Here is a 25368-nt window from a genome sequence, read left to right as displayed (position 1 = left end):
AACACGCGCTTGCGCGTGCGGCGATTGCTCAGGTCCAGGCCAAGGTCAGTTTGTTTCATGCGCCCATTGTCGCTGGAAACATTCTTCATGCGTACCCGAAGTCGCATGAGTTTTGAACACCATCCCTAGGGATATTGACGATGGCCGCCGTTCGACGCGCTGACTCATTGCTGTAGTAAACCTTGCTTCCCGCTGAAGTGTTGACGACGATTCGCAAATTGGGGCTTAATTTGTCGGCAAACAAGGATGCGGTTTCATTCTGATGTTCTCCGTTGAGGTGGTACTTCGTCCAATAGAATCCGGCGCTTTGCGCAGCTTCCTCAGCGATCTCCGCGATGTTGTTCCGCCATTTTTCTAGCTGCTGAGTTGACGCCTTTTCGGGCGAGCGACCACGCCAGCGGAAATAGTTGTAGTAATTGTTGTTGCCGCCGTTAAGGTTACCGTGTGGATTTGTGAGTTGCAGGAATCCCCTGCCGTACCAGCCAAGGTGTAGATTTTTCTGTTTGCCGCTACTTTCTCGTAAGTCTGTTAGCCAGGTGGTTTCCACTACCGCATTCTGGAAAAAGGCGGCGATTCGCAGCGGTGAGGTAATTCCATACTTGCGCAGAGATAGGTTCAAAGCGGTTCGGTTGTTGTCAATGAACGCGTCGGTATCATCATCTGGCCTCACCGCCTCCCAAGCATGACCTTGCTTAACTTTCCGAATCGAATAGGTGGGAAGTAATTGCTGCAATTCAGCCTTGCTGAGCCACTTGCATTTCCTGAAATGGCTGATGAACTCCTTCGGGTGAAAGTGCCAGTGGTCCGGGTCGATGCCAAGGTTTGCCTCTTCCCAAAACGCCAGCGCCTTGTGGTGACGCTCGAAACGGTCGTAGGCTTCAGTCGTCAGCGGGCTCTCCAACGCCTCATGAGGCGACTTGAGCCAACCCCAGCGCGAAGCGATATTGTTCCTTTCCCATTCGGTGGGAAACTTGCAGATGGCCCAGCGCAGCCGCTTCTGAAGGGGTTCCTTCGATAGTTGTGCGACGGCTTCCCGGTGGCTGACGACATTGTTTCCATCCTTATCCAACCAGTGCCGCAGGGTCGCAGAATTGCAGAGGCTGTCCGGTGTCTTATCGTCATCGACCAACGTCCATCCCATCCAGTGCGGGAAGTCGGCATCAGAGAAGCTGAGAACCTTGTTGCTGTGCAGATTGACGTAGCCCCGCATGACGGAAGGAGGCGCATCTGGATTAGCCGGGTCGATGCATGGCGCATTGATCTGAACCCATAGCGGCGCATTCACCGGTGCGAGGGGGTCCGGGCCGATCACCCGACCAAAGCGCAGCAACTCGTAGCCGGCGCTTGGGCACTTCGGGTAGGCCTTTTTTGCGATACCGTGCATCCGGTACTCAAAGTTCTCCGAGCAAAGCGGCTTGCCGACTTCCTCGAAGTTGCCTGATTCGGGCGGCACTTCGCGATAGGTGTGAACGTAGCGGGCCCCATGCTTTTCGGCGGTGCCTTCTGGCTGCAAGCGAATCCGTACGTAAAGCGGTTCGGTCACCGTTGCAACCGGATCCGCGGTTTGGATGGCATCGGCCGCTTCGCTTGCATAAAGCAATATGGGCAAGTCGGTGCTGGCGGTGATCTTGAAATGCACATCCCCATAAACAGCGTCGGTGCGAGCGGCCTTGAGCGTATCAAGCCGACCCGAATCACGGCCGACCAGTCGCTTCATGTTAGGACTATCGCAAATGATTTCGAAATGAATGCAATGCGGCGTGCCATAGATCTTGCCTGCCGTGCCGATCTTGTCCTTGCGGTAGACGCGCTTGTCCTTTGCGAAGGCGTCGAGGAAGTGCTTGTCGATGTCCGACAAGTGAAGGTAGATGGAGAAGAACGTCACCCTGGCGTTGTTCCCTTCGCCAATCTCGGTCTCATGTTTGATGACAACACATCCGTCATCGGTCCACTCCCCGCGATACATGAGCGCGTGGTGCTTGTCGCTGGCTTCGTGCTGTGGTTTGCGCAAATAGACAATGGTGCCGTCGGCGATGGTCCGAACAGGAAGAGGTTGGCCGGCACCGGCCGGCTTTGCGGTCAAGTGGATGCCGCCGTGCCAGCCGAGAGAGTGGCTGAGAGGAAAACCACCAGCGCCCGGTTTTCCACCCTCCATCGCGCAATTCATCCACTCGCCATCAGTGAATGTGCTGTCCATTACGTTGTCGATGTCGGTGACATCACTGGCACCCGCTGCAGCGCCAGGCAGGAAGGGGGGACTGATCAGCATGATTTTTGTCAGAGCGAAACAGGGAAATCACCGTTGGGTTGCGACAGCGCAGTGGGCATACTCGGAAGCCCAGGGTTCAATTCCTTAGGGCCAGGCAGACCGTGGGTGCTTGCATGCGCGATCCACGTGCCCGGCGTTCCGTGTTCAATGCCGCCGGCGTTGATACGGATGTAGCTGCCGCCAGCGTTGAGCAGGATTTCCTTCTTTGCGAGGATCTCGATGCTGTCTCGCGCGCTGATCAACCGCAGCACCTTTTGCGCGATGATTTCGATGTCATCGCTCTGTGCCTGGATTTCGATCTTTCCCTTCGCCGCAAATAGCCGCATGCCGGACTTGCGCGCGAACAGCACTATTTTTTCGGCGGCGCTGGCCAGCCAGCTTTTGCCCGTGGCGATCGACAGGTGAGTGCCTGTCGTAATGGCGGTATGCCGGCCACTATGCAAATGAATATCCGCCGCCGCGGTGGCAGCGATGCCGGCAGGGCTGGCCAACGCCAGGTGCGGTTCGGCAAATTCGCCCTGGCCGCCACTGCCCTTCAGCGTGTCGCGCTGTGCCTTCAGCGCGGCGGCCACGTCCGCTTGCTGCCCGTCCTGTGCGCGCTGATGCTCGGCGGCTTGGGCCAGTTCATGCTGCAGTTGCTGGGCGGCGGCAAGCCGCTGCAGCGTTTCGCCCATGTCCTTGTGGTAGCTGGCAGCTTCCGGCCGGATCTCCGTAGTCAGCAGCAGTCCGGAGCCGCCGCGCACCGCGCCCCAGCCGTCGGTGCGCAGCTCGAATCCTTCGCCGCGCTTCTCGCGCCGGCCTTCGGCGTCGGGAATGCGCGTGAGATAGCCCAGACCAAGCATCGATGCCTGGTGGTCGCTGCCGAGCTGGGTCTGGATTTCGCCCTGCGTGTCGTCCTGCAGGAAGGTGTTGTGCCGCTCGCCGAACAGTTCCTTGCTGCGGTAGCCGGACAGCGCATGCTGCCCCGGCAGCACCCATGGCGGCAGGTTGAGCCGGTTCGGCATCCGGCCGGTGATGATTGGGCAGTCGGGATCGCCGTGCAGGAAATCGACGATGACTTCCTGGCCGATCCGCGGGATATGGGTCGCGCCGAACCGGTCGCCCTGCCATGCCTGGGATACGCGCACCCAGCAGGAACTGTTGGCATCGCGCCGGCCGATGCGGTCCCAGTGCAGCTGGATCTTGACGCGCCCGTATTCGTCGACCCATAGCGCCTCGTTCTCGGGGCCGACCACGGTGGCGGTCTGCGGGCCATGGGTACGAGGCTTCGACCGGACGCGCTCGGGCCGGAAGATCTCGGTGGTTGGCTGCGCCTGGAAATCGACTTCGCAGCGCCACTGCTGTCCCTCGCCGGAGGCCTCGGCGATGTCCTCGAGCACGAGCGTGGTATCGAATACCAGATATTCGCGATTGGCCGCGGCTTGCGCGAACCCCGCGAGCGTAAAGGTGCAGCCCGGTACCACGGCGCGCACGTTGCCCTTGCCCGCGACCCGGCTGCCATGCTGGCGGATCGCCTCCATGCGGATGCGCGACAGCATGTCGCCCTCGCGCCATGGATCGTTGCCGGTGGCCGGTTGCGCATGGTCACCAGGGTATTCGTAGACTTCGCTCTCGGCGTATGCGGTATCGCGCGGGTCGTGCGTGGCCACCGACAGATCGGCGCGAGGCTTGACGAAGTCGTAGTCGCTGCTGGTCCACTTGCCCGACACCAGTTGGTCGCATACCTGGAACGCATGCAGGTGTTCCGCATCCGCGCGATCGGCCGAAGGCCGCCAGCTCAGCGTGTGGTAGGCGGCGCTTGCAAAGCGTCGGAACGCGCCGTTGCCGTCGGTCAGCACCAGGCGATGATGGCCGTCGCTGTGTTCGAAGAAATAGGAAATGCCCCATTCCTGCGTCAGGCGTTCGAAGAACGCAAAATCGGTCTCACCGTACTGGACCTGGTACTCACGGGTCGGATAGCGGGCGACGTCGAGGCGGTTGTCGACGGGGAACGGGTATTCGGAAAGCAGATCCTGCAGGATGTCGACGACGCTCTTCTGCTGGAAGATCTTGAAATCCGATGTCAGCGTGGCCAGGAACAGCCATGGGCGCAGCGTCAGACGGTAGATAACGTGGCGCCCGTCAGGCCGTGGTCCTTCGATCCGGGTCACGATGCCGGTGATCTCGCGCGTGCCGGCGCACGGACAGTCGAGCTCGATATCGAGCGTGAGCTCCTTGCCCTGCATCGCGGCCATGTCGAGATTGGCGGCGGGGCCATATACCGTGTGCCGTCCGTCAGGCGTCTTGATGTCGACCGTATAGGAAAACAAGCCGTTCAGACCCTCGTTGCCCTCGACGCGGGCAACGGTCATCGCGGTGTGGCCAGTGATTTGCGGCAGAGAGTCGCCGTGAAGGAGGACGGTGCGAGAATAACCTGGCGGCAAGCGATGACCCATGCAATAGCACTCCACGGAGTTCGGCCGCGGAATTCTGGAGATGGGGTATGGCGGGCGTGCTCGCACGCAACGATCAAGCGTGCCAGCGCGCCGGCTTCGCGGCGGTCACCGAGGATCATAGAAACGACCGTGCCGCCCACTCAATCGGATGAATCCGAGAGTGCCGTGGAATCTGCTGCTTTAAGAAGAACGAATGCGAGCATGTGTATGGTAAATCTTGAGGCATGCCGTAGCTTCTTATGCTCCTTCCCGAAGGCCTCGGCCAATTGCCTGACGTTATCCTGCATTGCCCCCAGGCCCGCACCGCCCAGCAGATACCAGTTCGCCGATAAACTACTTGCCCGCGGGCCGTTGCCAAGGCGAACGATCAGAACTTGACCGACACGCTCATCCAGTAGCGCCGGCCGTCCTCGACGTAGCCGTAGTCGGTGTAGTTCACCTGCTTGTCGAACAGGTTGTAGATGCCGGCGAACACCGACACGTTCCTGGTGACAGCGTAAGTTGCGCCCAGGTCGACGAACGTGTACGACGGCGCCACCACGGTGCTGGACGACGGACCGGTTATCGGCTGGCTTTCCTTGCCGCGATAGTTGACGCGGGCCCAGCCGTTGAGCTTCTCGGTCGGGCGCCAGTTCAGCGTGGCGACGAACAGGTGCATCGGCAGCTGGTTCAGCGGCTGCCCCGCGTACTGGCCGCTCTTCTGTTCCGACCTGGTGTACGTATAGCTGCCGGTCAGCGACAGGGTGCGCGCGATCGGCCAGCGCAGGCTGGCTTCGACGCCGCGCGAGTAGGCGCTGTCGACGTTCATGTATGTGGTCGGGGTGGCGCCGAACTGGTTGGGGCCATCGGTGCACTGCGTGCTCGGGCAGGCGACGCGCGTGATCTTGTCCTTGAAGTCGTTGTTGAACAGCGTCACGCCGGCCTGCAGGCCATTGCCCTGGTCATACAGCAGGCCGAGTTCCTGCGACAGCATGGTCTCGGGCTTCAGGTCCGGATTGCCGTACATATTGCCGCCGCGGCTGGTCTGGCCCCAGCCGGCCACGGTCTGGCGCAGGTCCGGCGCGCGGAAGCCGGTGGAGACGCCACCCTTGACGGTCCAGCGCTCGGCCGGCTGCCACACACCGTACAGGCGCGGGCTGTAGTGCTGGCCGAAGTTCTCGTCATAGTCCATGCGCACGCCGCCAGTCAGCGCGAAGCTCTGCGCCAGGCGCCATTCGTCCTCGGCGAAGAGCGCCCACTGGTAGCGGTCGACCTTCTCCGGGCCATTGGCGATCTGGTTGCCGGTCTGGTCGTGCAGGCGCTGGCTCAGGTACTCGGCGCCGACCGAGAGCATGTGGCTGCCCAGCGGCATGGCCCAGCTGGTGCGCAGGTCCAGGTTCTTGATCTTCATCTGGCGGCTGCGGTTGTCGAACTCCTCCTGCTGGACATAGCTGTTGGAGACGCCGAAGCCCCAGCGGCCGGTATGCGACAGCGCGAACTTCTCGCTGCGGTAGTCGGTCTCGGACGAGGTCGGGCAGCCGGTGCGCGGACAGCTGGCGCCGGGCGCGAGCGGCGGCACGGTCTTGCCCACGGTCTCGCTGCGCAGCTGGCGCATGGTGGTCGCTTCCAGCACGATGTCGTGGTTGCGCGTGGGCGTGAGCGCCAGCTTGGCGGTCAGGCTCTCGGCGCGGCGGCCGCGGAAGCCGTAGTCGATGTCGTCTTCCTGCCGGTGGTAGCTCTGGCCGTACAGTTGCAGGCCGAGCAGGTCGTTCTTGAGCGGGCCGGCGAGGTAGAAGCTCCCCTGGTAGATGTTGCCGGAGTCGCTGTTCTCCTGCAGCGTGGTGTCCCCGCGCAGTTCGCCGGTCCACGTCCTGGGTACCTTGCGCGTGATGATGTTGATCACGCCGCCCATGGCATCCGAGCCATACAGCGACGACATCGGCCCGCGCACCACCTCGACGCGCTCGATCGCCGACAGCGGCGGCGTCCAGCTGCTTTCAACGCCGGACGAGTCGGAGTTGGTGCGCGTCTCGCGCGAGCTCTGGCGCTTGCCGTCGATCAGGATCTGGGTGTACTTGGGACCCATGCCGCGAAGGCTGATGTCAGTGGTGTCGCCACCGCCGCTGATGATGACACCGGGCACTTCCACCAGTGCGTCGTTGAGGTCGCGATAGGCCTTGTTTTCGAGCTCATCGCGCGTGACAACGCTGATCGACGCGGGTGCGTCGCGGATATCCTGCGCGCTGCCGGCGGCGGTGACCACCACTGTGGGCAGGTTCTTCGCTTCGGCGTCCGGCTGCGCCGATTGCGCCCAGGCTCCCGTCATTCCCGTCATGCCGGAAGCCGCGCAAAGCGCCGCGACCATCCGGCCCCACGATCCGGCGCTCATTACCACCGAACTTGTCGCCGTGTTTGCCGCCACGGTGTGCCCCGTGGTTTGCCAGTCCTTCATCATTTTCCCCGTACTATGTAAATAACAATCATTCTCATATTAGAATTCGGGATACAAAGTGCTTACCAGTCACTTTGGATAGCTTTTGTTTTCTTGACGTTTCTTGACGGAACCCGGCGGCGCGGCATCACAAACGCCGTTGCAACCGGGAAGGCTGGATGCAGATGTGCTTCAACACGGCCGCCGCGCGCGTGCTGCTGATCGACGACGACATCGAGCTGGCGCAGATGCTGCGCGAATACCTCGAACCCGATCACTGCACGGTCACGCTGGCCCACACCCGCGAGCAGGGCGAAGTCTTGCTCGCGCTCAACGACTATGACGTGGCACTGCTGGACCTGATGCTGCCCGACGGCAGCGGCCTGGACCTGCTCAGGCAGCACCGCAGCCGCTCGCAGCGGCCGGTGATCATGTTCACCGCGCATGGCGATGAAACTGACCGCGTGCTGGGCCTGGAACTCGGTGCCGACGACTACCTGAGCAAGCCATTCAGCCCGCGCGAGCTGAAGGCGCGCATCCACGCGGTGCTGCGCCGTTTCCGCACCGGCGCGGAGGCTGCGCAGCCGGAGCAGGACACCTGGCTGCAGGCGGGCACGCTGCGTCTGAACCTGGCTACCGGCGTCGCCATGCACGGCAAGATCCAGGCGACGCTGACCGGCGCGGAACAGCGCGTGCTCGAAATCCTGCTGCGCTCCGCCGGCCGCGTGGTCGAGCGCGCCGAGATCGGACAGTTTGCGCTGGGCCGCGCCCCCGAGCGCTTCGACCGCAGCATCGACACCCATATCAGCGCACTGCGGCGCAAACTGGCGATCGACGGCACGGCCTCGCCGCTGCTGATCCGCAACCTGCGCGGCCGTGGCTATATGCTGGTGCAGACGCCATGACATCGTGGCGCCGCGTGCGCGCGATGTTCCCGCTGCCGCTGTTCTGGCGCAATTTCCTGACGTTCTGGCTGGGCGTGGCCGCCATCGTCGGCATCGGCATGGCGCTGACCGCCGCGGTGGCGTGGTACCGCTTCGATGCACTCGATGGCCTGAGCCCGGCCGCACTGACCGAGGACGCGGTCGAAGCCGCGGCCACGCACGGCCGACCGGGCCTCGTGCGCTGGCTCAGGGCCATGGACTCGCACGCGTCGGCGCTCAACATCTATATCGTCGACGACGACCTCAACGAACTGCTGGGCCGGGCGCTGCCCGCGCGGCTGCGCAACCACCTGTCCGAGCGGCTGGTGCCGATGTGGCACGCCGGCCAGCTCGGCCATCCCGACCGCGGACACGTGCCGCGCCCCGGGGCGCGCGTGTCGTGGTGGGACCCGCAGCCGATCGCGCTGCCGGGCGACCCGCAGGGAGCCGAACTGCTGATGCTGTTCCTGCCGTTCGATTCGTCGCGCTGGGAAGTCCTGCACCTGTCGCCGGTGGCGCTCGCATTCGGGCTGTTTGCACTGGCGGTGTCGGCGCCGCTGTGCTGGGCGCTGACGCGTCACGTCACTGGCCCCACGCGCCGCTTGCGCGAAGCCACACAGGCGCTCGCCGCCGGCGACCTCGCCACGCGCACGCCGCCTTCGCTGGCCCGCCGTGCCGACGAGCTGGGCCAGCTCGCACGCGACTTCGATGCCATGGCCGGCCGCCTGCAGTGCCTGATGGACTGGCGCGAGCAACTGCTGCGCAATATCGCGCATGAACTGCGCTCGCCGCTGGGGCGGCTGCGCCTGTCGCTGGAGCTGGCGCGGCGCCGCGACGCCACGCTGGCGCTGCAGTTCGACCGTATCGAGCGCGAGACCGAACGCCTTGACGCGCTGGTCGAACGCACGCTGCAGCTGGCGCGCCTGCACGCGGTCGAGCCGGTGCGTACCGCCATCGACCTGGCCGAGCTGGTCGACGTGATCGTTGCCGATGCACGCTTCGAGGCGGCGGGGCGCGGTGCGACGATCGACTGGAAGGCGCCGGCGGCGCTGCCGTTCGAAGCCGATGCCGCGGCGCTCGGCAGCGCGATCGAGAACATCCTGCGCAACGCCGTCCGGTACACCGACCCGGCGGCGCCGGTCATGGTGACGCTTGCCGCCAATGGGGACAATGGCGACGCGGTCCGGCTCGACATCGTCGACGGCGGCCCCGGCGTGCCTGAGGATGCGCTGCCGAGCCTGTTCGAGCCCTTTTTCCGCGTGCGCAGCGGCGCCGGGCATCCGGCCGGCGCGGGACTGGGGCTGAGCATCGCGCAGGCGGCGATCGCCGCGCATGGCGGCACCGTCACGGCGCACAATGCTGCACCGCATGGCCTGGCGGTGCGGGTCTGTCTGCCAAAGCCTGCCGCGCAGTCGCCGGAAGGCGCAGTTGCCGGCCTCGCCGCACTACACTGAATCCACACGCACACGGGCGAACTTCGCTGCGCCTGGCCGCTCGTACCATCATGAGCTGGCGGCGCCCGTACTGCCGGCATCGACGCAGGAAGGCAGCTCACCATGGCATTGTCGGGCATGAGTACGTCGGTCACCGGCATCCTTCACTGGAACTATGCGCAACAATGACGACCGCCGCGCCGAGAGCGCGGGCGCCTACACGGTGCCGCGCACGGATCCGGCCACGCCTGATGGCGCCGGCGCAGTTTCCGGCGCCGTCGCCGCGCCGGCCAAGGTCCACGCGGTGGCCCATCCGCCGCTGGCGGCGCATCGCGAGTGCCCGCCGCCACATGCACTGGCGAGCCGTCCGCAGGCCGATACGCTGTCGCCGGCGGTGCGCTATGGCGAACTGTTCGTCGATGTCCAGCACAGCGGCCTGTTCGCCGACAGCAAGACCTTTCCGGACTGCATTCCCGGCTGCGACCCCGAGTGGATCGTCGCGCGCTATCTGCAGTCGCGCGTCGAGCCTGGCTTCTGCCTGGCCGACTTCGTGCAGGCCCACTTCACCCGCGCGATCGTGCCTGACAGTCACTATGTCTCCGATCCGGCCAATACGCTGCGCGAACATATCGACGGCCTGTGGCCGGTGCTGACGCGCGAGCCGGTCGAGCATCCGCCGCTGTCGTCGCTGCTGCCGTTGCCGCATCGCTACGTGGTTCCCGGCGGGCGCTTCGGCGAGCTGTACTACTGGGATTCCTACTTCACCATGGTCGGCCTGGCCGCAAGCGGGCGCGGCGATCTGCTGCTGGAAATGGCGCGCAATTTCGCCTACCTGATCGATACCTACGGGCTGGTGCCCAACGGTACGCGCAACTATTACCTGAGCCGCTCGCAGCCGCCCGTGTTCGCGCTGATGGTCGACCTGCTCGAGCGCGAACAGGTCGCCAGCGCGCGCGAGTTCGTGCCACAGCTTCGGCGCGAGTATGACTTCTGGATGGATGGAGCCCAGGCCCTGCGTCCCGGCTGCGCGCACCGGCGCGCGCTGTGCCTGCCCGACGGCGCCGTGCTCAACCGCTACTGGGACGACCGGCCTTGCCCGCGCGAGGAAGCCTTCCTGGAAGACGTGCAGACCGCCGAGCGCAGCGGCCGGCCGCATCACCTGGTGTTCCGCGACCTGCGCGCCGCCGCCGAATCGGGCTGGGATTTCAGCTCGCGCTGGCTCGACCTGCCGCTTGTGGGCCAATGCGCCGATCTCGCCACCATCCGCACCACCGCGGTCCTGCCGGTCGACCTCAACGCCTTGTTGTGGCACCTCGAAATGCGCCTTGCCGCCTTGTGTGACCGGGCCGGCGATGCCGATGCCGACCGCTTTCTTGCTGCCGCGCGCCGGCGCGAAGCCGCCATCCGGCAATACATGTGGGACGACGCAGCCGGCATCTTCGTCGACTACGACTGGTGCCGCGGAGCGCCGCGACCATGCCTGACCGCAGCGACGATGATGCCGCTATACCTCGGCCTTGCCCGGGCGGAGGAAGCCGGCGGCGTTGCCAGTGCAGTGGCCGCGCGCCTGATGGATTCGGGAGGCCTGGCCACCACCGAACTCACCTCCGGCCAGCAGTGGGACCATCCCAACGGCTGGGCGCCACTGCAATGGCTCGCGGTGCGCGGACTGACTCGCTACGGTCATGAAGGCCTGGCGCGTGACATCGCGCAGCGCTGGCTCGCCACGATTGCCGGTCTCTATGCCAGGGAATGCAAGCTGGTGGAGAAATACCGCATCGAGGCGACCGGCGAACGGGCCAGGGGTGGCGGAGGCGGCGAGTACCCGCTGCAGGACGGGTTCGGGTGGACCAACGGTGTTGCCAGTGCGCTGATGGCGTTGTACGGGGACTTGCCGGCAACGTGCCTGAACGTCTAGCCTGGCTCGATCCCGACACCACGCGTGTGCGTGGACGGGGCGGCATCTGCGGCGAACGAATGCGGCTTGCCGAGGAACACGCGCAGCGCGAGACGCTGGATCCGGCCGCCATATGGCGGGTGGAACAGCGCGATCGGGAACCAGCGGCGTTCGCTGAACACCGCCTTGGCATGCGACAGTTCGCGGAAGCCTTCGGCGCCGTGGTAGTTGCCCATGCCGGACGTGCCGGTGCCGCCGAAGGGCAGGTCGTGGTTGACCACGTGCCAGCCCCAGTCGTTGAGCGTGACGCCGCCGGCGTGGGTGCGCTCCAGCAGCGGGCCGGTCTCGGCCTTGTCATGGCCGAAGTAATAGAGCGCCAGCGGCCGCGTACCGCGCTGCACGCAGGCGATGGCCTCGTCGAAGGTGCGGTAGGTCACCACCGGCAGGATCGGCCCGAAGATTTCCTCGCGCGCCAGGCGCATCTGCGGCGTGACGCCGAGCACGACGTGCAAGGGCAGGCGCCGTCCGTCCGCCGGCATCGCCGCGGCGAGGACGCGCGCGCCATGCGCACGGGCATCGTCGAGCAGCGCCTGCTGGCGGGCCAGCGCGGCGTCGTGGATGACGGCGGTGTAGTCGTCGCTGTCCTGGGGGTGCATGCGGGCCGCGGCGGCGAGCACCGCTTCGGCGAAAGCGGCGGCAAGCTCCTCCGGCACCAGCGCGTAGTCGGGCGCGACGCAGATCTGGCCGGCGTTCAGGGTCTTGCCATGGGCGATGCGCGTGGCTGCCGTCGCCAGCGCCGCGCTGCGGGAAACGATTGCCGGCGACTTGCCGCCCAACTCCAGCGTCACGGGCGTCAGGTTGTCGGCGGCGGCTCGCATGACGTGGCGGCCCACCTCGGGCGAGCCGGTGAAGACGATATGGTCGAACGGCAGGCTGGTGAAGGCGCGCGCCACCGCGGCATCGCCTTCGACCACGGCCACCTCGTCTTCATCGAAGGCTTCGGCCAGCAGCGAGCGCAACGCGGCCGAGGTGTGCGGCGCGTATTCGGAGGTCTTCACCATGCAACGGTTGCCGGCGGCCAGCGCCGTCGCCAGGGGGCCGAGCGCGAGGTAGACCGGGAAATTCCACGGCACCACGATGCCGACCACGCCCTTGGGCTGGTACATCACGCGCGCGCCGTTGCCGAGGAACAGCAGTTCGGTGTGCCGGCGCGACGGCTTCATCCAGCGCCTCAGGCCGCGCAGCAGGTGGTTGATATGCAGCACCGACGGCAGTACGTCGACCATCAGCGTCTCGGCGTCGGCGCGCGCGCTGAAGTCGCGGGCGGCGGCGGCGGCGAGGTGCCGGGCATGGCCGCGAATCGCCTGGCGCAGGCGCTGTAGTGCGTTCCGGCGCTGGGCCAGCGAGGGGAAGGGCGATGCCATGAAGCCTGACCGCTGCCTTGCCAGCAGTGCGTCCAGACATGCAGGTTGTGCTGCATTCACCATAGATAGATCCCCCTGAAATTGTTCTGAACGGTCGGTACAATTCCAAGTTTGATGAAGGCGATGGCAGGCTGTCAAGGACCGCATGCCGCTGTCGCGTTAAACGCCAAGTGAAAAAATGGCCGAGGCTCAAGCCATTGCGGTGCAAACGTCACAGGCGCGCCCAACGGTAAAGAGCGCCTTCGTCGTTCCGCCAAGCTTGTCCTATAATCGTTGACACAACAACGATTGATCGAGCAATCACATGATGCCCCAGCCACATAGCGATGAGGCCCCCGGCCAGGTCCTGCCGTTTCGCCAGTCATTGCTGGCCATGCTCGGCGTGTCCTTCGTGGTGATGCTGGTGGCGCTGGACCAGACCGTGGTCGGTACCGCGCTGCCCACCGTCGTGGCGGAACTGCAAGGCTTCGAGTACTACGCCTGGGTGGCAACGGCGTACCTGCTGACGTCCGTCATCACCGTGCCCATCTTCGGCCGGCTGGGCGACTATTACGGTCGCAAGCCCTTCGTGCTGGCGTCGATTGTGGTATTCACGGTCGCTTCGGCGCTGTGCGGGCTCGCGACCAGCATGCCGTTCCTGGTGCTGGCGCGGGCGCTGCAGGGCATCGGCGGCGGCATGCTGGTGGGCACGGCCTTCGCCTGCATTGCCGACCTGTTTCCCGATTCGCATGTACGGCTGCGCTGGCAGGTGATGCTGAGTGCGGCATTCGGTATCGCCAATGCCATCGGGCCGTCGCTGGGCGGCGTGCTGACCGAATGGTACGGCTGGCGCGCGGTGTTCTATGTCAACCTGCCCGTCGGCGTGCTGAGCCTGTGGTTTGCCTGGCGCTACCTGCCGCACCTGCGCCAGCAGGCGCACAGCGGGCCGGTGCGCGTGGACTGGCTCGGGGCCTTGCTGATCGCCCTTGGCCTGGGCGCCATGCAGATGAGCGTCGAACTGCTGCCCGGGCGGGGCTTCGATACCTATACCGCGGGCCTGCTGGTGCTGTCGGCGCTGGCGATGGTCGCGCTGTGGCACTGGGAGCAGCGCTGCGCCAACCCGATCCTGCCGGTGGAGATGTTCCGCAATCCCGGGCTGGCGCCGCTGTTCCAGTTGTCGGTGTTCGCCGGCTTCACGATGTTCGCGCTGCTGCTGTATGCGCCGTTGCTGTTCCAGGGCGGCTTTAGCCTGTCGCCGAAGGAAGCGGGGTTGCTGATCACGCCGCTGGTGGTCTGCATCACGGTCGGCAGCATCGTCAACGGCCGCGTCATCACCCGCATCCGCCGGCCAAACGCGATGTTGTATGCCGGCTTTGGCATGCTGGCGCTGGCCACGCTGGCCCTGTCGCAGGCCACGCGCGCGATGCCGCATGGAATGCTGCTCGCCATCATGCTGGTGGGCGGATTCGGGCTGGGCTTCATCATGCCCAACCTGACGGTGTTCGCTCAGCAGACCGCCGGGCGCGAGCACCTTGGCATTGCCACCGCGATGCTGCAATCGTTGCGCATGGTGGGCGGCATGGTCGGTACGGCGATCGTCGGTACGCTGGTGACGCGCAGCTATACAGGCGGCGTCGACCACGCCATGGCTGCCGCAGGCGCCAGCCAGTGGGCGGCGCGCATGGGCGATCCGCAGGTATTGATCGACAAGGCTTCGCAACTGGCGCTGCTCGGCGAACTGGGCCAGGCCGGGCACAATGGCGCCTTGCTGCTGGAACAGGCGCGCATGTCGCTGGTCGGCGCGATCCACCTGGGCCTGCTGGCGGCCGGGATCGCCGCTGCGGTGGGGGTCTGGTGCGCGCACCGGGTGCCGCCGGTCAGGCTGGTGCGCACCGCGGAGCCGGCGATGGCGGCGGAGTGAGCGCATGCCGGATGCGGCGCTCGCGCCTGTGATGGTGCCTGTGTATCCCTGAGGAGAACGGATGGAACTGGAGCGACAAAGCGTGGCCGTACTGCAGCAGTTCGGACGCACCTATCGCGCGTATGCGGCTGCATTCGAGCAGTGCATCGGCCTGCCGCTGGCGCGCTGGCGGATCCTGCATGCGCTGCACCTGCAGGAGGATGCCATCGCGCAGCGGGCTCTGGCCGACCGCGTCGGCATGGATCCGGGCGCGCTGACGCGCCAGCTCAAGGCCATGCAGGAACTGGGCTGGGTAGAGCGAACCACGTCGGAGCGCGACAACCGCGTGACCCATGTCACGCTGTCGCAGGCGGGGCAGCAACTGGTGGCGCGCGTGATGCCGCTGCGCTCCGCCTTCCTGCAGGATGTGCTGACCGAGGTTTCGGCCTCGACCATGCAAGACCTGTCGCGCGGGCTGGCGCAGCTGGAGACCGGCATTGCGCATGCGCTGGCGCGGCTGGAGCAGCCGGACACCGTGGCCTGATTGCAGGGCCCGAGCCGGCGCCGGACATTCAGCAGCCGGACAGCAGCATGCCGTTGAGGGCAGCGAATTCGAACAGCTCGCGGTCGTTGGTGACCCCGAGCTTGTGCATGGCACAGTTCTTCTGGCGGCTGATGGTCTTGACGCTGCGGCACAGCAGGACCGCTATCTCGCTGACGGAGCGCCCGGCCAGGTACATCCGCAACACTTCCATTTCACGCGCCGACAGCCGCTCGGCGCCGCCATGGCTTGCCGCCGCATTGCCGGGATCGGCCTGGGACAGGATCTCCATGGCTGACTTGCCGATGTAGCGGAAGCCGCGCTGGATCCGGCTGACCATGGTGACCAGTTCCGACAGCGGGGCGTCTTTCAGCAGCAGGCCATGCACCTGCGTATCGAGGATGGAGCGCAGCACCAGCGGATTAGTGATCATGGTCAGCACGGTCACCGCCAGCGTCGGATGGCGCCGGCGCAGTGCGCCCAGCATGCGCAGCCCGTCGCCGCTGCCCTCCTGCTGCGAGGGCATGTGGTAGTCGGTGACGACGACATCGGGCCGCAGGGTCGCGACGCTGTTCAGCAGTGCCGTTGCGCTGGTCACTGTGCCGCAGATTTCCCATCCGGTCTGGGTGTGCAGGCGGTCGGCAACGGCCGCGCTGACCACCGGATGGTCATCGGCAAGCAGGATCCTCAATGCCATCGGGTCTCCTCGGTCCAGATTCGTGCCGGGCGTCATGCCGCGCCGCGCTCGAGAAAACGCCGCACGTCGGCTGACGTGCGGCGAAATGGCGACGCCAGACAAGTTGACGCCAGACAACTGCATGCATCGCGGCAGGCCGGGCCAAACGGGAGACGGCCGGCGCGCCGCGATGCATGGGCAGGATACTGGCCATGCCCTGACGAAAAAGTAGGAGGATTCGCAAAGCGCTGTCGCCACCGCGTCGCAGAATAAAAAAGCGCTGGCCCCTGACGGTGGCCAGCGCCGATGGCGCATCGAAAGCGTTGAAGGATCGGCTACCGGAGCGCAGCCGCCGTTGCGCGAGTCAGGCGAGCGCCTCGGTCTGAGCAGCGGCGGGCAGCACGCTGCGGCGGCCGTCGATGGCCTTGAGCGGATCGCGCAGCACCGCGCTGCCCACTTCCATGATGTCGCGCAGCACCGCTTTGTCGTGGCTGCGCTCCGGCCCCCAGAAATGCAGGGCGGCCCATTCGGGAAAACTGCTCGGCGGTGCCAGCAGCCGCGTCTTGCGCTCGCGCGTGACCAGCGGCACGTTGAAGTCGAGCACCGGGCAGATGCCGCCGGCGGCATGCAGCAGCGTGATCTGCGTATGCCAGGAAGGCACTACGGTCTCGCGGTGCCCGGGCGTGCCGGCCTGCCGGCTCAAAAAGGCGCGCAGCGGGCTGCCGGCTTCGCAATCTTCCTGCAGCAGGATCCAGTCCGTTTCGCCTTCGTCGTGGCTGCCTTCGCGGGCGGCGCTGACGAGGCGGCGCGGCGTGGCCATGATGTTCTGCTGCTGCACGCGTGCGGGGTCGTGCCCGCCGTCGACGACAAACGCGCAATCCAGTTCGCCGCTATCAAGTTGGCTGGCAAGCGCGGCATCGGCGATCACGGGGCGCGTGATGAAACTGTCCTGCGGGAACTGCTCGCACAGCGTGGTCAGGATTTCCGTAATGACCGGGTCGCCGATCGACGACGAGAAGCCAATGGAAATCCGCCTGCCGTCCGCGCGGCGCTGGCTCGTGCCCGCTTCGCCCGGGCGCACCAGCTGGTTCCACTTGGCCAGGATCTGGCGCGCGGTCTGCTCCAGGCGCAAGGCGTGGGGCGTCGGTTCGAGCGTGCCATTGCGCTTGACGAACAGCGGATCGCCCGTGATTTCGCGCAAGCGCGTCAGGCTATAGGCGACAGTGGGCACGCGTCCCTGGGTGCAGGCGGCGACCGCGTTGAGGTCGCGATACTCCATCACCAGGACGAAGACATGTAATAGCTTGGTGCTGACGTGACGCATTCTGGCTTCTCCCGATGCATGACTTTTTTTGGTTTTTTGTCTGTCCGATGCGTACAACGCCGCGCGCAATGGAGCGCGCGGCAAAGCACGAAAAGTGCTTACCCGACGGGGCGGCAATCTGCCGCCCATACTGCAAAGTCAGCTTGGAAAATGGCGCCCGTCGCAGTCAGCGCGGCAGACCGGCTCGGCCCGTGCCGTCCGGACAGGACACTTTGGATGACCATGCACGACTCCTAATTTTCCGACTTGCGTCGACAAATTGGCGCAGTGACTCCTCGATCCTTCAGGCCTGATATTTGCCGGCAACGTAGGGGCCGCGCACCGGTTCTCTTCACGGTGGCTGCGGGCTGCCGGGCCGCTTCCTGCTTGCGCCGCGTGGCGCATTGCGAAAGCGTGCGAAATTTAGTTGTGCCGAGGAATCTTAATACATGGTCTGCAAAAGTCCTAGAAACTTGATTTGTTGACAGACTTCTAATTTCGCTTTCATCGCCTTTATCCGGTGCGCTTACCCCGGGTGCCAGCCGCTGCCGGCGCAAGGCGGTGCGCGGTTTGACATGGCTTGCCAAGCCATTGCCACAGTGCTGAAACAAAGTGGACTCCAAATTGGCTTAACAAAATATGGCCGTCGACAGCGGCTGTGCCGGCACGGCGGCACAGCCGGTGCGGCCACGGCGAGGCTTGCGGATCTTCTGAAAGATGAGGTGCCGGAAACGCGCGCGCGCCTGCTGCCAGGTGGCTTGCGCCGGCCATTTCGGCGACGCCGCGAGCCAGTCCGCTCAGATAATTTTCTTAACTCGCCTTGCGAAGACACTGAATTGCCTTTTGGCGCGGCAGTGGGCTAACGTACGCCCAGAGTCGGCACGGTTGGCGGCACGGCCCGCGTTGCCCGCGTCAGCGCCGGCGCCGTTGTGGAGCGGAGAGATTCGTGAACAGACGGTATTCGGAAGAGCAGATCCGCAGCTACCTGGCCGAAGCGGCCAGCGGCGTGCCGGTGCGCGAGCTGTGCGCGCGCTATGGCTTCAGCGATGCCTCGTTCTATGGATGGCGCGCGCGCTACGGGGACCAAAGCCAGAACGATGCCCGCGACGGGCGCAAGCTGCGCGAACTGCAAGAGGAGAATGCGCGGCTCAAGAGTATGCTTGCGGACGCACTGCTCAAGCTTGAGCTGCTGCGCAACCGTACCGGCCGCCGCCAGGGCAACGGCAAGGATCGCTGAAGGCACGGCTGGTTTTCTGCAACGCAATGCCGCGCACCATGGCTGCCGCCATGCGCTGCGCAGGCCCTGGAGTACTGGTTTTGAAGAAGTTTGTTTGCAAGTGCGGCCTGCTGACGGCCGCCATGGTGGTCATTTCCCTGCACGCCACATCGTGGGCAGCGAGTCCTGCCGCATCCGCAGCAGCCGCCGCCGGCGGTACGCCGATGGTGGCGCCACCGCCGCCGCGGATGCTGGACGAGGGCACCGCCGTGGTCGAAGGCCCCGGTGGCACATTGTCCGCATCGCAGCGTCAGCACTGCCAGGCCTTGCTGGACCAGGTCAATGCGCTGCCGAAGGGCCCCCAGTGGTCCGAAGGCAAGTCGTCGGTGACCACAGCGGACGGCCGCACGTATCCGACACTGGAACGCCAGCCGGATCGCAAGCGGCTGGAAGAGGCGTATCGGCAGGAGTGCACACAGCAACGTCGCTGAGTGCGCAACCCGGGCCGCGCGCCGTCGCCTGCGCGAATCTCGGGATATCGGGACCGGGTAGTGTGAGCATGCAACGTGCCAAACACCTCCTTGCATGGGGCCCGGCACTTGCGTGTTCTCTCAGCGCGACCTGGGACCTGGTTACGGTGGCGCGTGCCAGGTCAGTGCGCAGCTTCGCGCCGGACGGCTGGTGGCGGCGACTCGGCCGCCACCAGGACGCCGGGCTCCGGCACATCGTCATCCCGCGCGAATTCCGCGCCAGGATTGCCTTCGCGCGCGGGCCGCTGCGCGCCGCCTTCGAGGCCGGCATAGATCGAGGCAAGCCCTGCCGGGTCGATGATGCGCAGCCGCCGCTGGCGCACCGCGATCAGCCCGACCGACGCAAAGCGCGACAGCAGCCGCGATACCGTTTCCAGTGTCAGGCCGAGCAGGCTGGCGATGTCGGCGCGCGACATCGCCAGCGTCAGCGTTCCGTCCTGCCGGCCATGGCGGCGTGCCTGCTCGCCGGCAAGGTCCAGCAGCAGCATGGCCAGCCGCTGCGGAGCTTTCATCGATCCCACGGCAACCAGCAGCACGCGCTCGCGCTCGGCGTTGCGGCGCATGACCGCCAGCGCGGCGATGCGGAAGGCGGGCGCCACCATCAACTCGCGCAGCGATTCGACCGGCACCGCGCACACCTCCGAGTCCTGCAGCGCGATCGCCGCGGCGCCATGCTGCGGAGCCTCATGCGGTTCCAGTCCCAGCACATCGCCGGGCAAGGAAAAGCCGGTGACCTGGCGCCAGCCCAGCGGCGATTGGTAGACGTGCTTGGCGCTGCCCGCGCGCAGCGGATAGACCGTCAGTGCCGGGCGTCCCTGGCGGAACACAACGTCGCCGGTGCGCAGGCGCAGGCGCTCGGGCCGCAGGCGCGTGCCGGGAGAGGCCGGGGTGGGGGCCGTCGCGGCTACGCCACAGACGGCATGGAAAAGGCAAAGCGAACAGGCGGGGGCGCCGTGATCCGGCATGGGTATTCTGATGCGAGGGCAATCGACAAGTCAGTATAAAGCGACGGCATCGCCAGCCAACTTGACGCGATCTTCATTCTTTCGACTTCAGTGTTCAATATTTTCGCGGTTTCGGACGGGGCCAACGCAGGACGGTACGGCAGTCCGAGTGCCATACCCGTCTCACGGTCTGTCCATCCCAGTGTGATATGCTGCAACGCACAACAAAGGCACCCCGGGGGAGATTCCGTCATACGAGCAGGAGTCCTCATGACCAAGAGCCTAGCCGCTGACTGGCACGCACAACTCCGGCGCCTGAGCCGGGTGCAGGCCCGAACTGAAACGCAGGTGAAGTCCTGGCTGCAACGCCTGGACTCACTGAACCCGCTGACACCGTCACGTCCGCAGGACGCGCCGGCCCGGCCACGACACTCGGCAGTCGCGACGATGCCCGCCACGCCGCTCGCGAGGTCACCCGCGAGGTCACCCGCGAGGTCGCCTGCCACGTTACCTATCGCGCCGGACGAACTGCCGGGCATTTGGGAGGCACACCGGCTGCGCCTGGCGGCGCTGCCCGGCGAACTTGTGCCGCAGCTGTCCTATCACCTCTATATCCCGTCCAAGCGCCATCGCGGCCCGTTGCCGGTGGTGGTGCTGCTGCATGGTTGTCGGCAGACGCCCGATGCCATCAGCGCCGGCACGCGCATGAACGCGCTGGCAGAACAAGAAGGGTTTATCGTCGCTTACCCGCAACAGCCGCTGCGGCGGCAGGTCCAGCGCTGCTGGCAGTGGTTCGACCTGAGCGCCGCGGAAGGCGGGCGCGAGGCGCAGGCCCTGGCCGCACTGCTCGATGCGCTGGCCGCGCGCCACGATGTGCGCGAGCGCGAGATCTACCTCGCCGGCATGTCCGCCGGTGCGGCCATGGCCGCGGTGGTGGCACTGCGCTACCCCGGCAAGGTGGCGGCGGTGGCCATGCATTCCGGTGTCGTGATCGGCGCTGCCGATACGCCGCACGCCGGCCTGCACGCCATGCGGCACGGCGCCACGGCCGAGCCGGCGTGGCTGCTCGACGCCGCCGGCGTCACGCCAGGCGGGCCCGAGATGCCGGCGCTGGTGATTCATGGGCTCGCCGACGATGCGGTGCATCCGGTCAACGGCAGGCTGCTGGCGCGCCAGTTTCTCGCCTACAACGAACTCGAAGACCGGCTAGCCGCCACGCCGGACGCGGCGCCGGGCGAAGAACCCGGCCGCTGCCGCGAATACCGCTTCGGCCGCTGGAGCCGCGACCTGGTCGCGCTGGTGGAGGTGGAAGGGCTGGACCACGCCTGGAGCGGCGGCGACGCCAGCTACGGCTTCCACAGCGACATCGGCCCCGATGCCAGCGCGATGATGTGGGATTTCCTGCGGCAGCACCGGCGTTGAGCCGTGACCGCGCGCGCATGAAAAAGGGAGGACAACAGCCCTCCCTTTCTTTGCGTATCAGGCCACCGCGCTTCAGCCGCGCGAGCGGTCCTTGACGAACAGCGCCGTCACCATGCCCAGCACGCACAGAGCGACCACGTAGTGGGCGGGCGCCAGCTTGTCCTGCTTGAGCATCAGCGTGACGATCATCGGCGTCAGGCCGCCAAAGATGGCGTACGCCACGTTATACGAGAACGACAGTCCCGAGAATCGCACCTGCGCCGGGAACGCATTGACCAGCACGAACGGCACCGCGCCGATGGTGCCGACCAGGAAGCCCGCCAGCGCATACAGCGGCAGCAGCAGGTCCGGACGGGTGAAGATGGTGGTGTAGAACGCGTAAGCGGCGACCGCCAGCAGCAGCCCGCCGAAGAACAGCGTGCGGCGCGCGCCGATGCGGTCGGCCAGCGCGCCCGACACCACGCAGCCAAGGGTCAGGCACAACGTGGCAACGCTGTTGGCCACCAGCGCTGTGCGCGCATCGAACCCGTACAGCTTCTGCAGGAAGGTCGGTGTCATCAGGATCACTACGACGATGCCGGCCGACAGCATCCAGGTCAGCAGCATCGACACCGCCACGCTGCCGCCGTGGTCGCGCACCACCGACTTGAGCGGCATTTCCGCCGCCAGCGCCTTGCGCTGCTGCAGCTCGGCAAAGACCGGCGTCTCGTGCAGCCAGCGGCGCAGGTACATCGACGCAATGCCGAACACGCCCCCGATCAGGAACGGCAGGCGCCAGCCGTAATCGGCCAGCTCGGCCGGGGTGAAGACGCTGTTGATGCCCGTGGCCACCAGCGAGCCCAGCAGGATGCCCGCGGTCAGCCCCGCGGTCAGCGTGCCGCAGGCATAGCCGACGTGGCGCGCCGGCACATGCTCCGACACGAACACCCAGGCGCCGGGCACTTCGCCGCCGACGGCCGCGCCCTGCAGGATGCGCAGCACCAGCAGCAGCACCGGCGCGGCCAGGCCGATCGAGGCATAGGTCGGCAGCAGGCCCATCAGCAGCGTCGGCACCGACATCAGCAGGATCGACAGCGTGAACATCTTCTTGCGGCCGAGCAGGTCGCCGAAGTGCGCCATGATGATGCCGCCCAGCGGACGCGCCAGGTAGCCGGCGGCAAAGATGCCGAAGGTCTGCAGCTGGCGCAGCCAGTCCGGCACGGTGGGCGGGAAGAACAGCTGGCCGATCACCGTCGCGAAAAAAACGAAGATGATGAAATCGTAGAATTCAAGCGCGCCGCCCAGGGCGGCAAGGGAGAGGGTCTTGTAAACATAGGATCAATTCCGCACCGGTTCGCACTCGGCTTGGATACAGCTTGCTGTGGCGGGTTTTCCGCAGATTCAACGCGTTGGATCATACCCCGGTGCACGATCCAAATTGCCCCGGTTCTCATTCGCTTGGCTCTTAGCCGGCCCCTGGACTCGGGTCCTGTCAGGAGCACTACATGGCGAAGATCAAGCTGACCAAAAGCATTGTTGATGCTGCAAAAGCACAGACCAATGACGTCGAACTGCGGGACACGATCGTTCCAGGCTTCATCTGTAAGGTAACTCCAGCCGGCCGCAAGGTGTTCATGCTTCAGTAACGCGCGAACTCGGGCGTGCGCCGTAAGCCAGCGCTCGGCAAGTTTGGCGAGCTAACCGTCGAGCAGGCGCGGTCTCTGGCACAGGACTGGCTGGCCGAAGTCCGGCGCGGCGGAGACCCCGGACACGATAAAGCCAATGCCCGCAAGGCGCCTACAGTCGAGGAGCTTTGCTCGCGATTCATGGACGAACACTCCAGGCTACAAAACAAGCGGTGCACGCAGATCGTCTATCAGTACCAGATCGACCGATTCATCATTCCCTCCTTCGGCCGCAAGAAGGTCCACGAGGTCACGCGTCAGGACATCACCGCGCTGATGAAACGTATGGAGAAGTCCCCCACTCAAGCGAACCGGACGATGTCCTGCATTCGCAAAATGTTCAACCTGGCCGAGCTGTGGGGCTATCGCTCCGGAGCATCAACTATCTGCTCGTTACCCTGCGTGCCAGGGAGAGTTGGTCCTATTCCCCGCCGTTGGGCCATACGGTCGGATGGCTTGCGCTGGCCAAAGGTTCCCTGAGTGCGGCAGGCGAACCTATTGCAGCAGGCGAGATGGCGCTCTTTGAGCATGGCGAAACGCCGGTCACCTTGCATGCGCACACTGGCGAAGACGCTGTCTTCGTCCTTGGCTCGGCCGTCCCGCACTCGCATTCCCTGCATCTTGGCCGCTACTCGGTCCACACCTCTGCGGCAGCGCTGGAGGCAGGGGAGCGTCGCATTGCCGAGCTCGCACGCCAGCTTCAACGGGCGGGAGAGCGGCGCACGGTGTCGGGGACGGTACCGGTATTTCGATAGGATGCCAGATGGGCGGATATCGATGAGCCCGCCTTCGGCAAGGCGGGAAATCATCGGGGATGGTGCCATTGTTACAGCAATGCGTAAGTGGTGGTTGCGTGCGCTGCGAGCTTGCCGTCGGCGCCGGTCAGTTCTATTTCGCCAAAGACGACCGTCTTGCCTAGCCTCAGGACGTTGGCGCGGACCAGCAGGTCGCCATCGATTACCGGCCGCATGAAGTTCGTCGTCAACGTCACCGTGGTCATCGGCCGGAATGCGCCGAGGGCGCTTACGATTGCGACGATCATCGCAGTGTCCGCGGCCGACATCAGCACTTGCCCGCACACCACGCCGCCCGCATGGCGCAGCGATTCATCAAACGGCAGGCGCAGCGTGACGCCTGCGGCGTCCACGGCCTCTGCGCGCAGGCCCAGCCGGCGGACCCATGGTGCCAGCACGCGCTCGAGCGTGGCGTCTATTTCGTCAAGCGTGAATAGTGTGTCGGACATCGCGATCCTGTGTGGACTCTTCCTGGTCGTCTTCAGCGAGGGATATGCGGTCAATGGCCCGACATGGTGCGGGTCGCACCGCCAGGCTCATGCTAAGTACCACGATGCTTTCGACCGTTGGCGCCCGTTATTGCGGCGGCGGGCGATGCAGCGAGCGGCGGGATCTGCAGCAGATCCCGCGTGAGATGCCGAAGCCCTCACCGGGGAGCAAACGCTGTGAGTCCCCATCGTCGGAACTGGCGCCCGTGTCGTTTCAGAGTGACGCGAACTTGCCAGCCTTGCTTGCCCGTTCCGAATCGACCCGCGGCAGCCCTTGTCCCGAAAGCAGGCGGCCGACCAGGCGCAGCGCGATACGCAGCTTGACCGACGCGTCCAGGACGCCGGGGATCAGGTTCAATGCATAGTCGCCAAGCTCGGTGTCCCAGTTGTAAACCAGTTCTGCAACGATGCCGGCGGTGGAGGTCAGACGCACGCCAGCGGAGGTCATGCGTTGCCAGGCGACCTCATCGCCGATCTTGGTGGCCGAGCCGCTGGCATCGGTCACGACCTGTACATTGAATCCTTCCTCGACCGCACTGATGGCCGGTGCGATCACACATACATCAGTGGTTACGCCCGCCATCACCAGGTTTCGCTTTCCGGTCGCGCGAACGGCTTCGGCAAAGGCCTTGACGTCCCATGCATTGACGATGCCGACACGGCGTACACGCCTGGCATAGGCCTCCGGCAAGGCCTTACGGATTCCCTTCATGAGGGGGCCCTGGACATTGGTTTCCTGGCTGGTCGTCAGGACGACAGGCAGATCCGCGCGGGACGCCAGCTTTGCCAGCATCAGCGCGTTGCGTTTCAGCTGGGTCCGGTCAATGGACTGGACCCAGTCGAAGATGCCGACCTGATGGTCGATCAGAACAATCGCGGTGTCCTGCAGATTGAATAGTTGCATGATGTTCTCTCTCAAGTGAATGACTTGATTTGACGGAGCGAACGAACGCAAGGTGCTCGCCGTTGTGTTGATTATGTCGGTCGCCTCGATGGGACGGTAGCGGGCGAGATTGGATTTCTATCGTCCACGGCTAGCAGCAACGAATGCTGGATTCCGCACCAGCCGCGGCCGTGATTGCTGTTCTTTCTGGACGACTGAAATCCCCATCGACGGGCT

The 25368-nt window shown here is 65.4% G+C and carries 17 protein-coding genes and 2 pseudogenes; 9 read left to right on the top strand and 10 right to left on the bottom strand.

Going from position 1 to position 25368, the window contains the following annotated elements:
• Nucleotides 1–85: 85 nt before the first annotated feature.
• The 3 genes from VSR71_RS30605 to VSR71_RS30595 form a co-directional block, all read right to left on the bottom strand.
• Nucleotides 86–2269: a M23 family metallopeptidase gene (locus VSR71_RS30605; RefSeq protein WP_342917312.1), complete on the bottom strand. Its 2184-nt coding sequence runs from the start codon at nucleotides 2267–2269 to the stop codon at nucleotides 86–88.
• A gap of 8 nt (nucleotides 2270–2277) precedes the next feature.
• Nucleotides 2278–4620, bottom strand: a complete 2343-nt coding sequence (locus tag VSR71_RS30600) for a type VI secretion system Vgr family protein (protein WP_342917311.1) — start codon at nucleotides 4618–4620, stop codon at nucleotides 2278–2280.
• Nucleotides 4621–5071: 451 nt separating this feature from the next.
• Entirely contained in the window at nucleotides 5072–7072 is a 2001-nt protein-coding gene (locus tag VSR71_RS30595; protein WP_342917310.1) for a ligand-gated channel protein, read from the bottom strand.
• 221 nt (nucleotides 7073–7293) lie between these two features.
• On the opposite strand from VSR71_RS30595, the gene VSR71_RS30590 reads away from it, so the two are divergent.
• From VSR71_RS30590 to treF, 3 genes are all read left to right on the top strand, one after another.
• Nucleotides 7294–8019, top strand: coding sequence for a response regulator transcription factor (locus VSR71_RS30590; RefSeq protein ID WP_342917309.1), 726 nt, complete (start codon nucleotides 7294–7296; stop codon nucleotides 8017–8019).
• Entirely contained in the window at nucleotides 8016–9491 is a 1476-nt protein-coding gene (locus tag VSR71_RS30585; protein WP_342917308.1) for a sensor histidine kinase, read from the top strand. The genes VSR71_RS30590 and VSR71_RS30585 overlap by 4 nt, the downstream gene beginning before the upstream one ends.
• Before the next feature lie 154 nt (nucleotides 9492–9645).
• On the top strand, nucleotides 9646–11388 hold the full coding sequence (gene treF, locus VSR71_RS30580) for an alpha,alpha-trehalase TreF (protein WP_342917307.1): 1743 nt from the start codon (nucleotides 9646–9648) through the stop codon (nucleotides 11386–11388).
• On the opposite strand, the gene VSR71_RS30575 is transcribed toward treF, so the two are convergent.
• Entirely contained in the window at nucleotides 11385–12854 is a 1470-nt protein-coding gene (locus VSR71_RS30575; protein WP_342917306.1) for a coniferyl aldehyde dehydrogenase, read from the bottom strand. The genes treF and VSR71_RS30575 overlap by 4 nt on opposite strands.
• A gap of 241 nt (nucleotides 12855–13095) precedes the next feature.
• On the opposite strand from VSR71_RS30575, the gene VSR71_RS30570 reads away from it, so the two are divergent.
• Together VSR71_RS30570 and VSR71_RS30565 are read left to right on the top strand one after the other, a co-directional pair.
• Nucleotides 13096–14691 (top strand): MFS transporter, encoded by a 1596-nt coding sequence (locus VSR71_RS30570; protein WP_342917305.1) that lies wholly within the window; start codon nucleotides 13096–13098, stop codon nucleotides 14689–14691.
• Nucleotides 14692–14752: 61 nt separating this feature from the next.
• A complete protein-coding gene (locus tag VSR71_RS30565; RefSeq protein ID WP_342917304.1) occupies nucleotides 14753–15214 on the top strand; it encodes a MarR family winged helix-turn-helix transcriptional regulator in 462 nt (153 codons plus the stop codon).
• A 28-nt stretch (nucleotides 15215–15242) separates the two neighbouring features.
• Here the strand turns inward: VSR71_RS30565 and VSR71_RS30560 are convergent, their stop codons facing one another.
• A complete protein-coding gene (locus VSR71_RS30560; protein ID WP_342917303.1) occupies nucleotides 15243–15908 on the bottom strand; it encodes a response regulator in 666 nt (221 codons plus the stop codon).
• 343 nt (nucleotides 15909–16251) lie between these two features.
• The gene (locus VSR71_RS30555) at nucleotides 16252–17211 is read right to left on the bottom strand and encodes a LysR family transcriptional regulator (protein ID WP_342917302.1); all 960 of its coding nucleotides are present in this window, start codon (nucleotides 17209–17211) and stop codon (nucleotides 16252–16254) included.
• Between the two features lie 925 nt (nucleotides 17212–18136).
• Between VSR71_RS30555 and VSR71_RS30550 the strand changes: the two genes are divergently transcribed.
• The gene (locus VSR71_RS30550; protein WP_158577668.1) at nucleotides 18137–18427 is read left to right on the top strand and encodes a transposase; all 291 of its coding nucleotides are present in this window, start codon (nucleotides 18137–18139) and stop codon (nucleotides 18425–18427) included.
• Nucleotides 18428–18507: 80 nt separating this feature from the next.
• Nucleotides 18508–18897 carry a hypothetical protein gene (locus VSR71_RS30545; RefSeq protein ID WP_342917301.1) on the top strand — a complete coding sequence of 130 codons (390 nt, stop codon included), beginning with the start codon at nucleotides 18508–18510 and terminating at the stop codon, nucleotides 18895–18897.
• 161 nt (nucleotides 18898–19058) lie between these two features.
• On the opposite strand, the gene VSR71_RS30540 is transcribed toward VSR71_RS30545, so the two are convergent.
• Entirely contained in the window at nucleotides 19059–19901 is an 843-nt protein-coding gene (locus VSR71_RS30540) for a Crp/Fnr family transcriptional regulator (protein WP_342917300.1), read from the bottom strand.
• Nucleotides 19902–20150: 249 nt separating this feature from the next.
• Here VSR71_RS30540 and VSR71_RS30535 point away from each other — a divergent pair, with 249 nt between their 5' ends.
• On the top strand, nucleotides 20151–21302 hold the full coding sequence (locus VSR71_RS30535; RefSeq protein ID WP_342917299.1) for an extracellular catalytic domain type 1 short-chain-length polyhydroxyalkanoate depolymerase: 1152 nt from the start codon (nucleotides 20151–20153) through the stop codon (nucleotides 21300–21302).
• A 72-nt stretch (nucleotides 21303–21374) separates the two neighbouring features.
• Here VSR71_RS30535 and VSR71_RS30530 read toward each other — a convergent pair.
• Nucleotides 21375–22610 (bottom strand): annotated as a pseudogene (locus VSR71_RS30530) (MFS transporter); the annotation flags it as partial.
• 176 nt (nucleotides 22611–22786) lie between these two features.
• Between VSR71_RS30530 and VSR71_RS30525 the strand changes: the two are divergent.
• A pseudogene (locus VSR71_RS30525) lies at nucleotides 22787–23356 on the top strand (integrase arm-type DNA-binding domain-containing protein); the annotation flags it as partial.
• Between the two features lie 436 nt (nucleotides 23357–23792).
• Here VSR71_RS30525 and VSR71_RS30520 read toward each other — a convergent pair.
• Both VSR71_RS30520 and VSR71_RS30515 read right to left on the bottom strand, forming a co-directional pair.
• Nucleotides 23793–24209, bottom strand: a complete 417-nt coding sequence (locus tag VSR71_RS30520; protein ID WP_342917298.1) for a PaaI family thioesterase — start codon at nucleotides 24207–24209, stop codon at nucleotides 23793–23795.
• 253 nt (nucleotides 24210–24462) lie between these two features.
• Nucleotides 24463–25152 (bottom strand): isochorismatase family protein, encoded by a 690-nt coding sequence (locus VSR71_RS30515; protein WP_342917297.1) that lies wholly within the window; start codon nucleotides 25150–25152, stop codon nucleotides 24463–24465.
• Nucleotides 25153–25368: the final 216 nt, after the last annotated feature.

The sequence above is a fragment of the Cupriavidus oxalaticus genome (genome assembly GCF_038900635.1).
GTDB classification, from domain to species: Bacteria; Pseudomonadota; Gammaproteobacteria; order Burkholderiales; family Burkholderiaceae; genus Cupriavidus; species Cupriavidus oxalaticus_B.
This window is presented reverse-complemented; position numbering and strand designations above follow the sequence as displayed.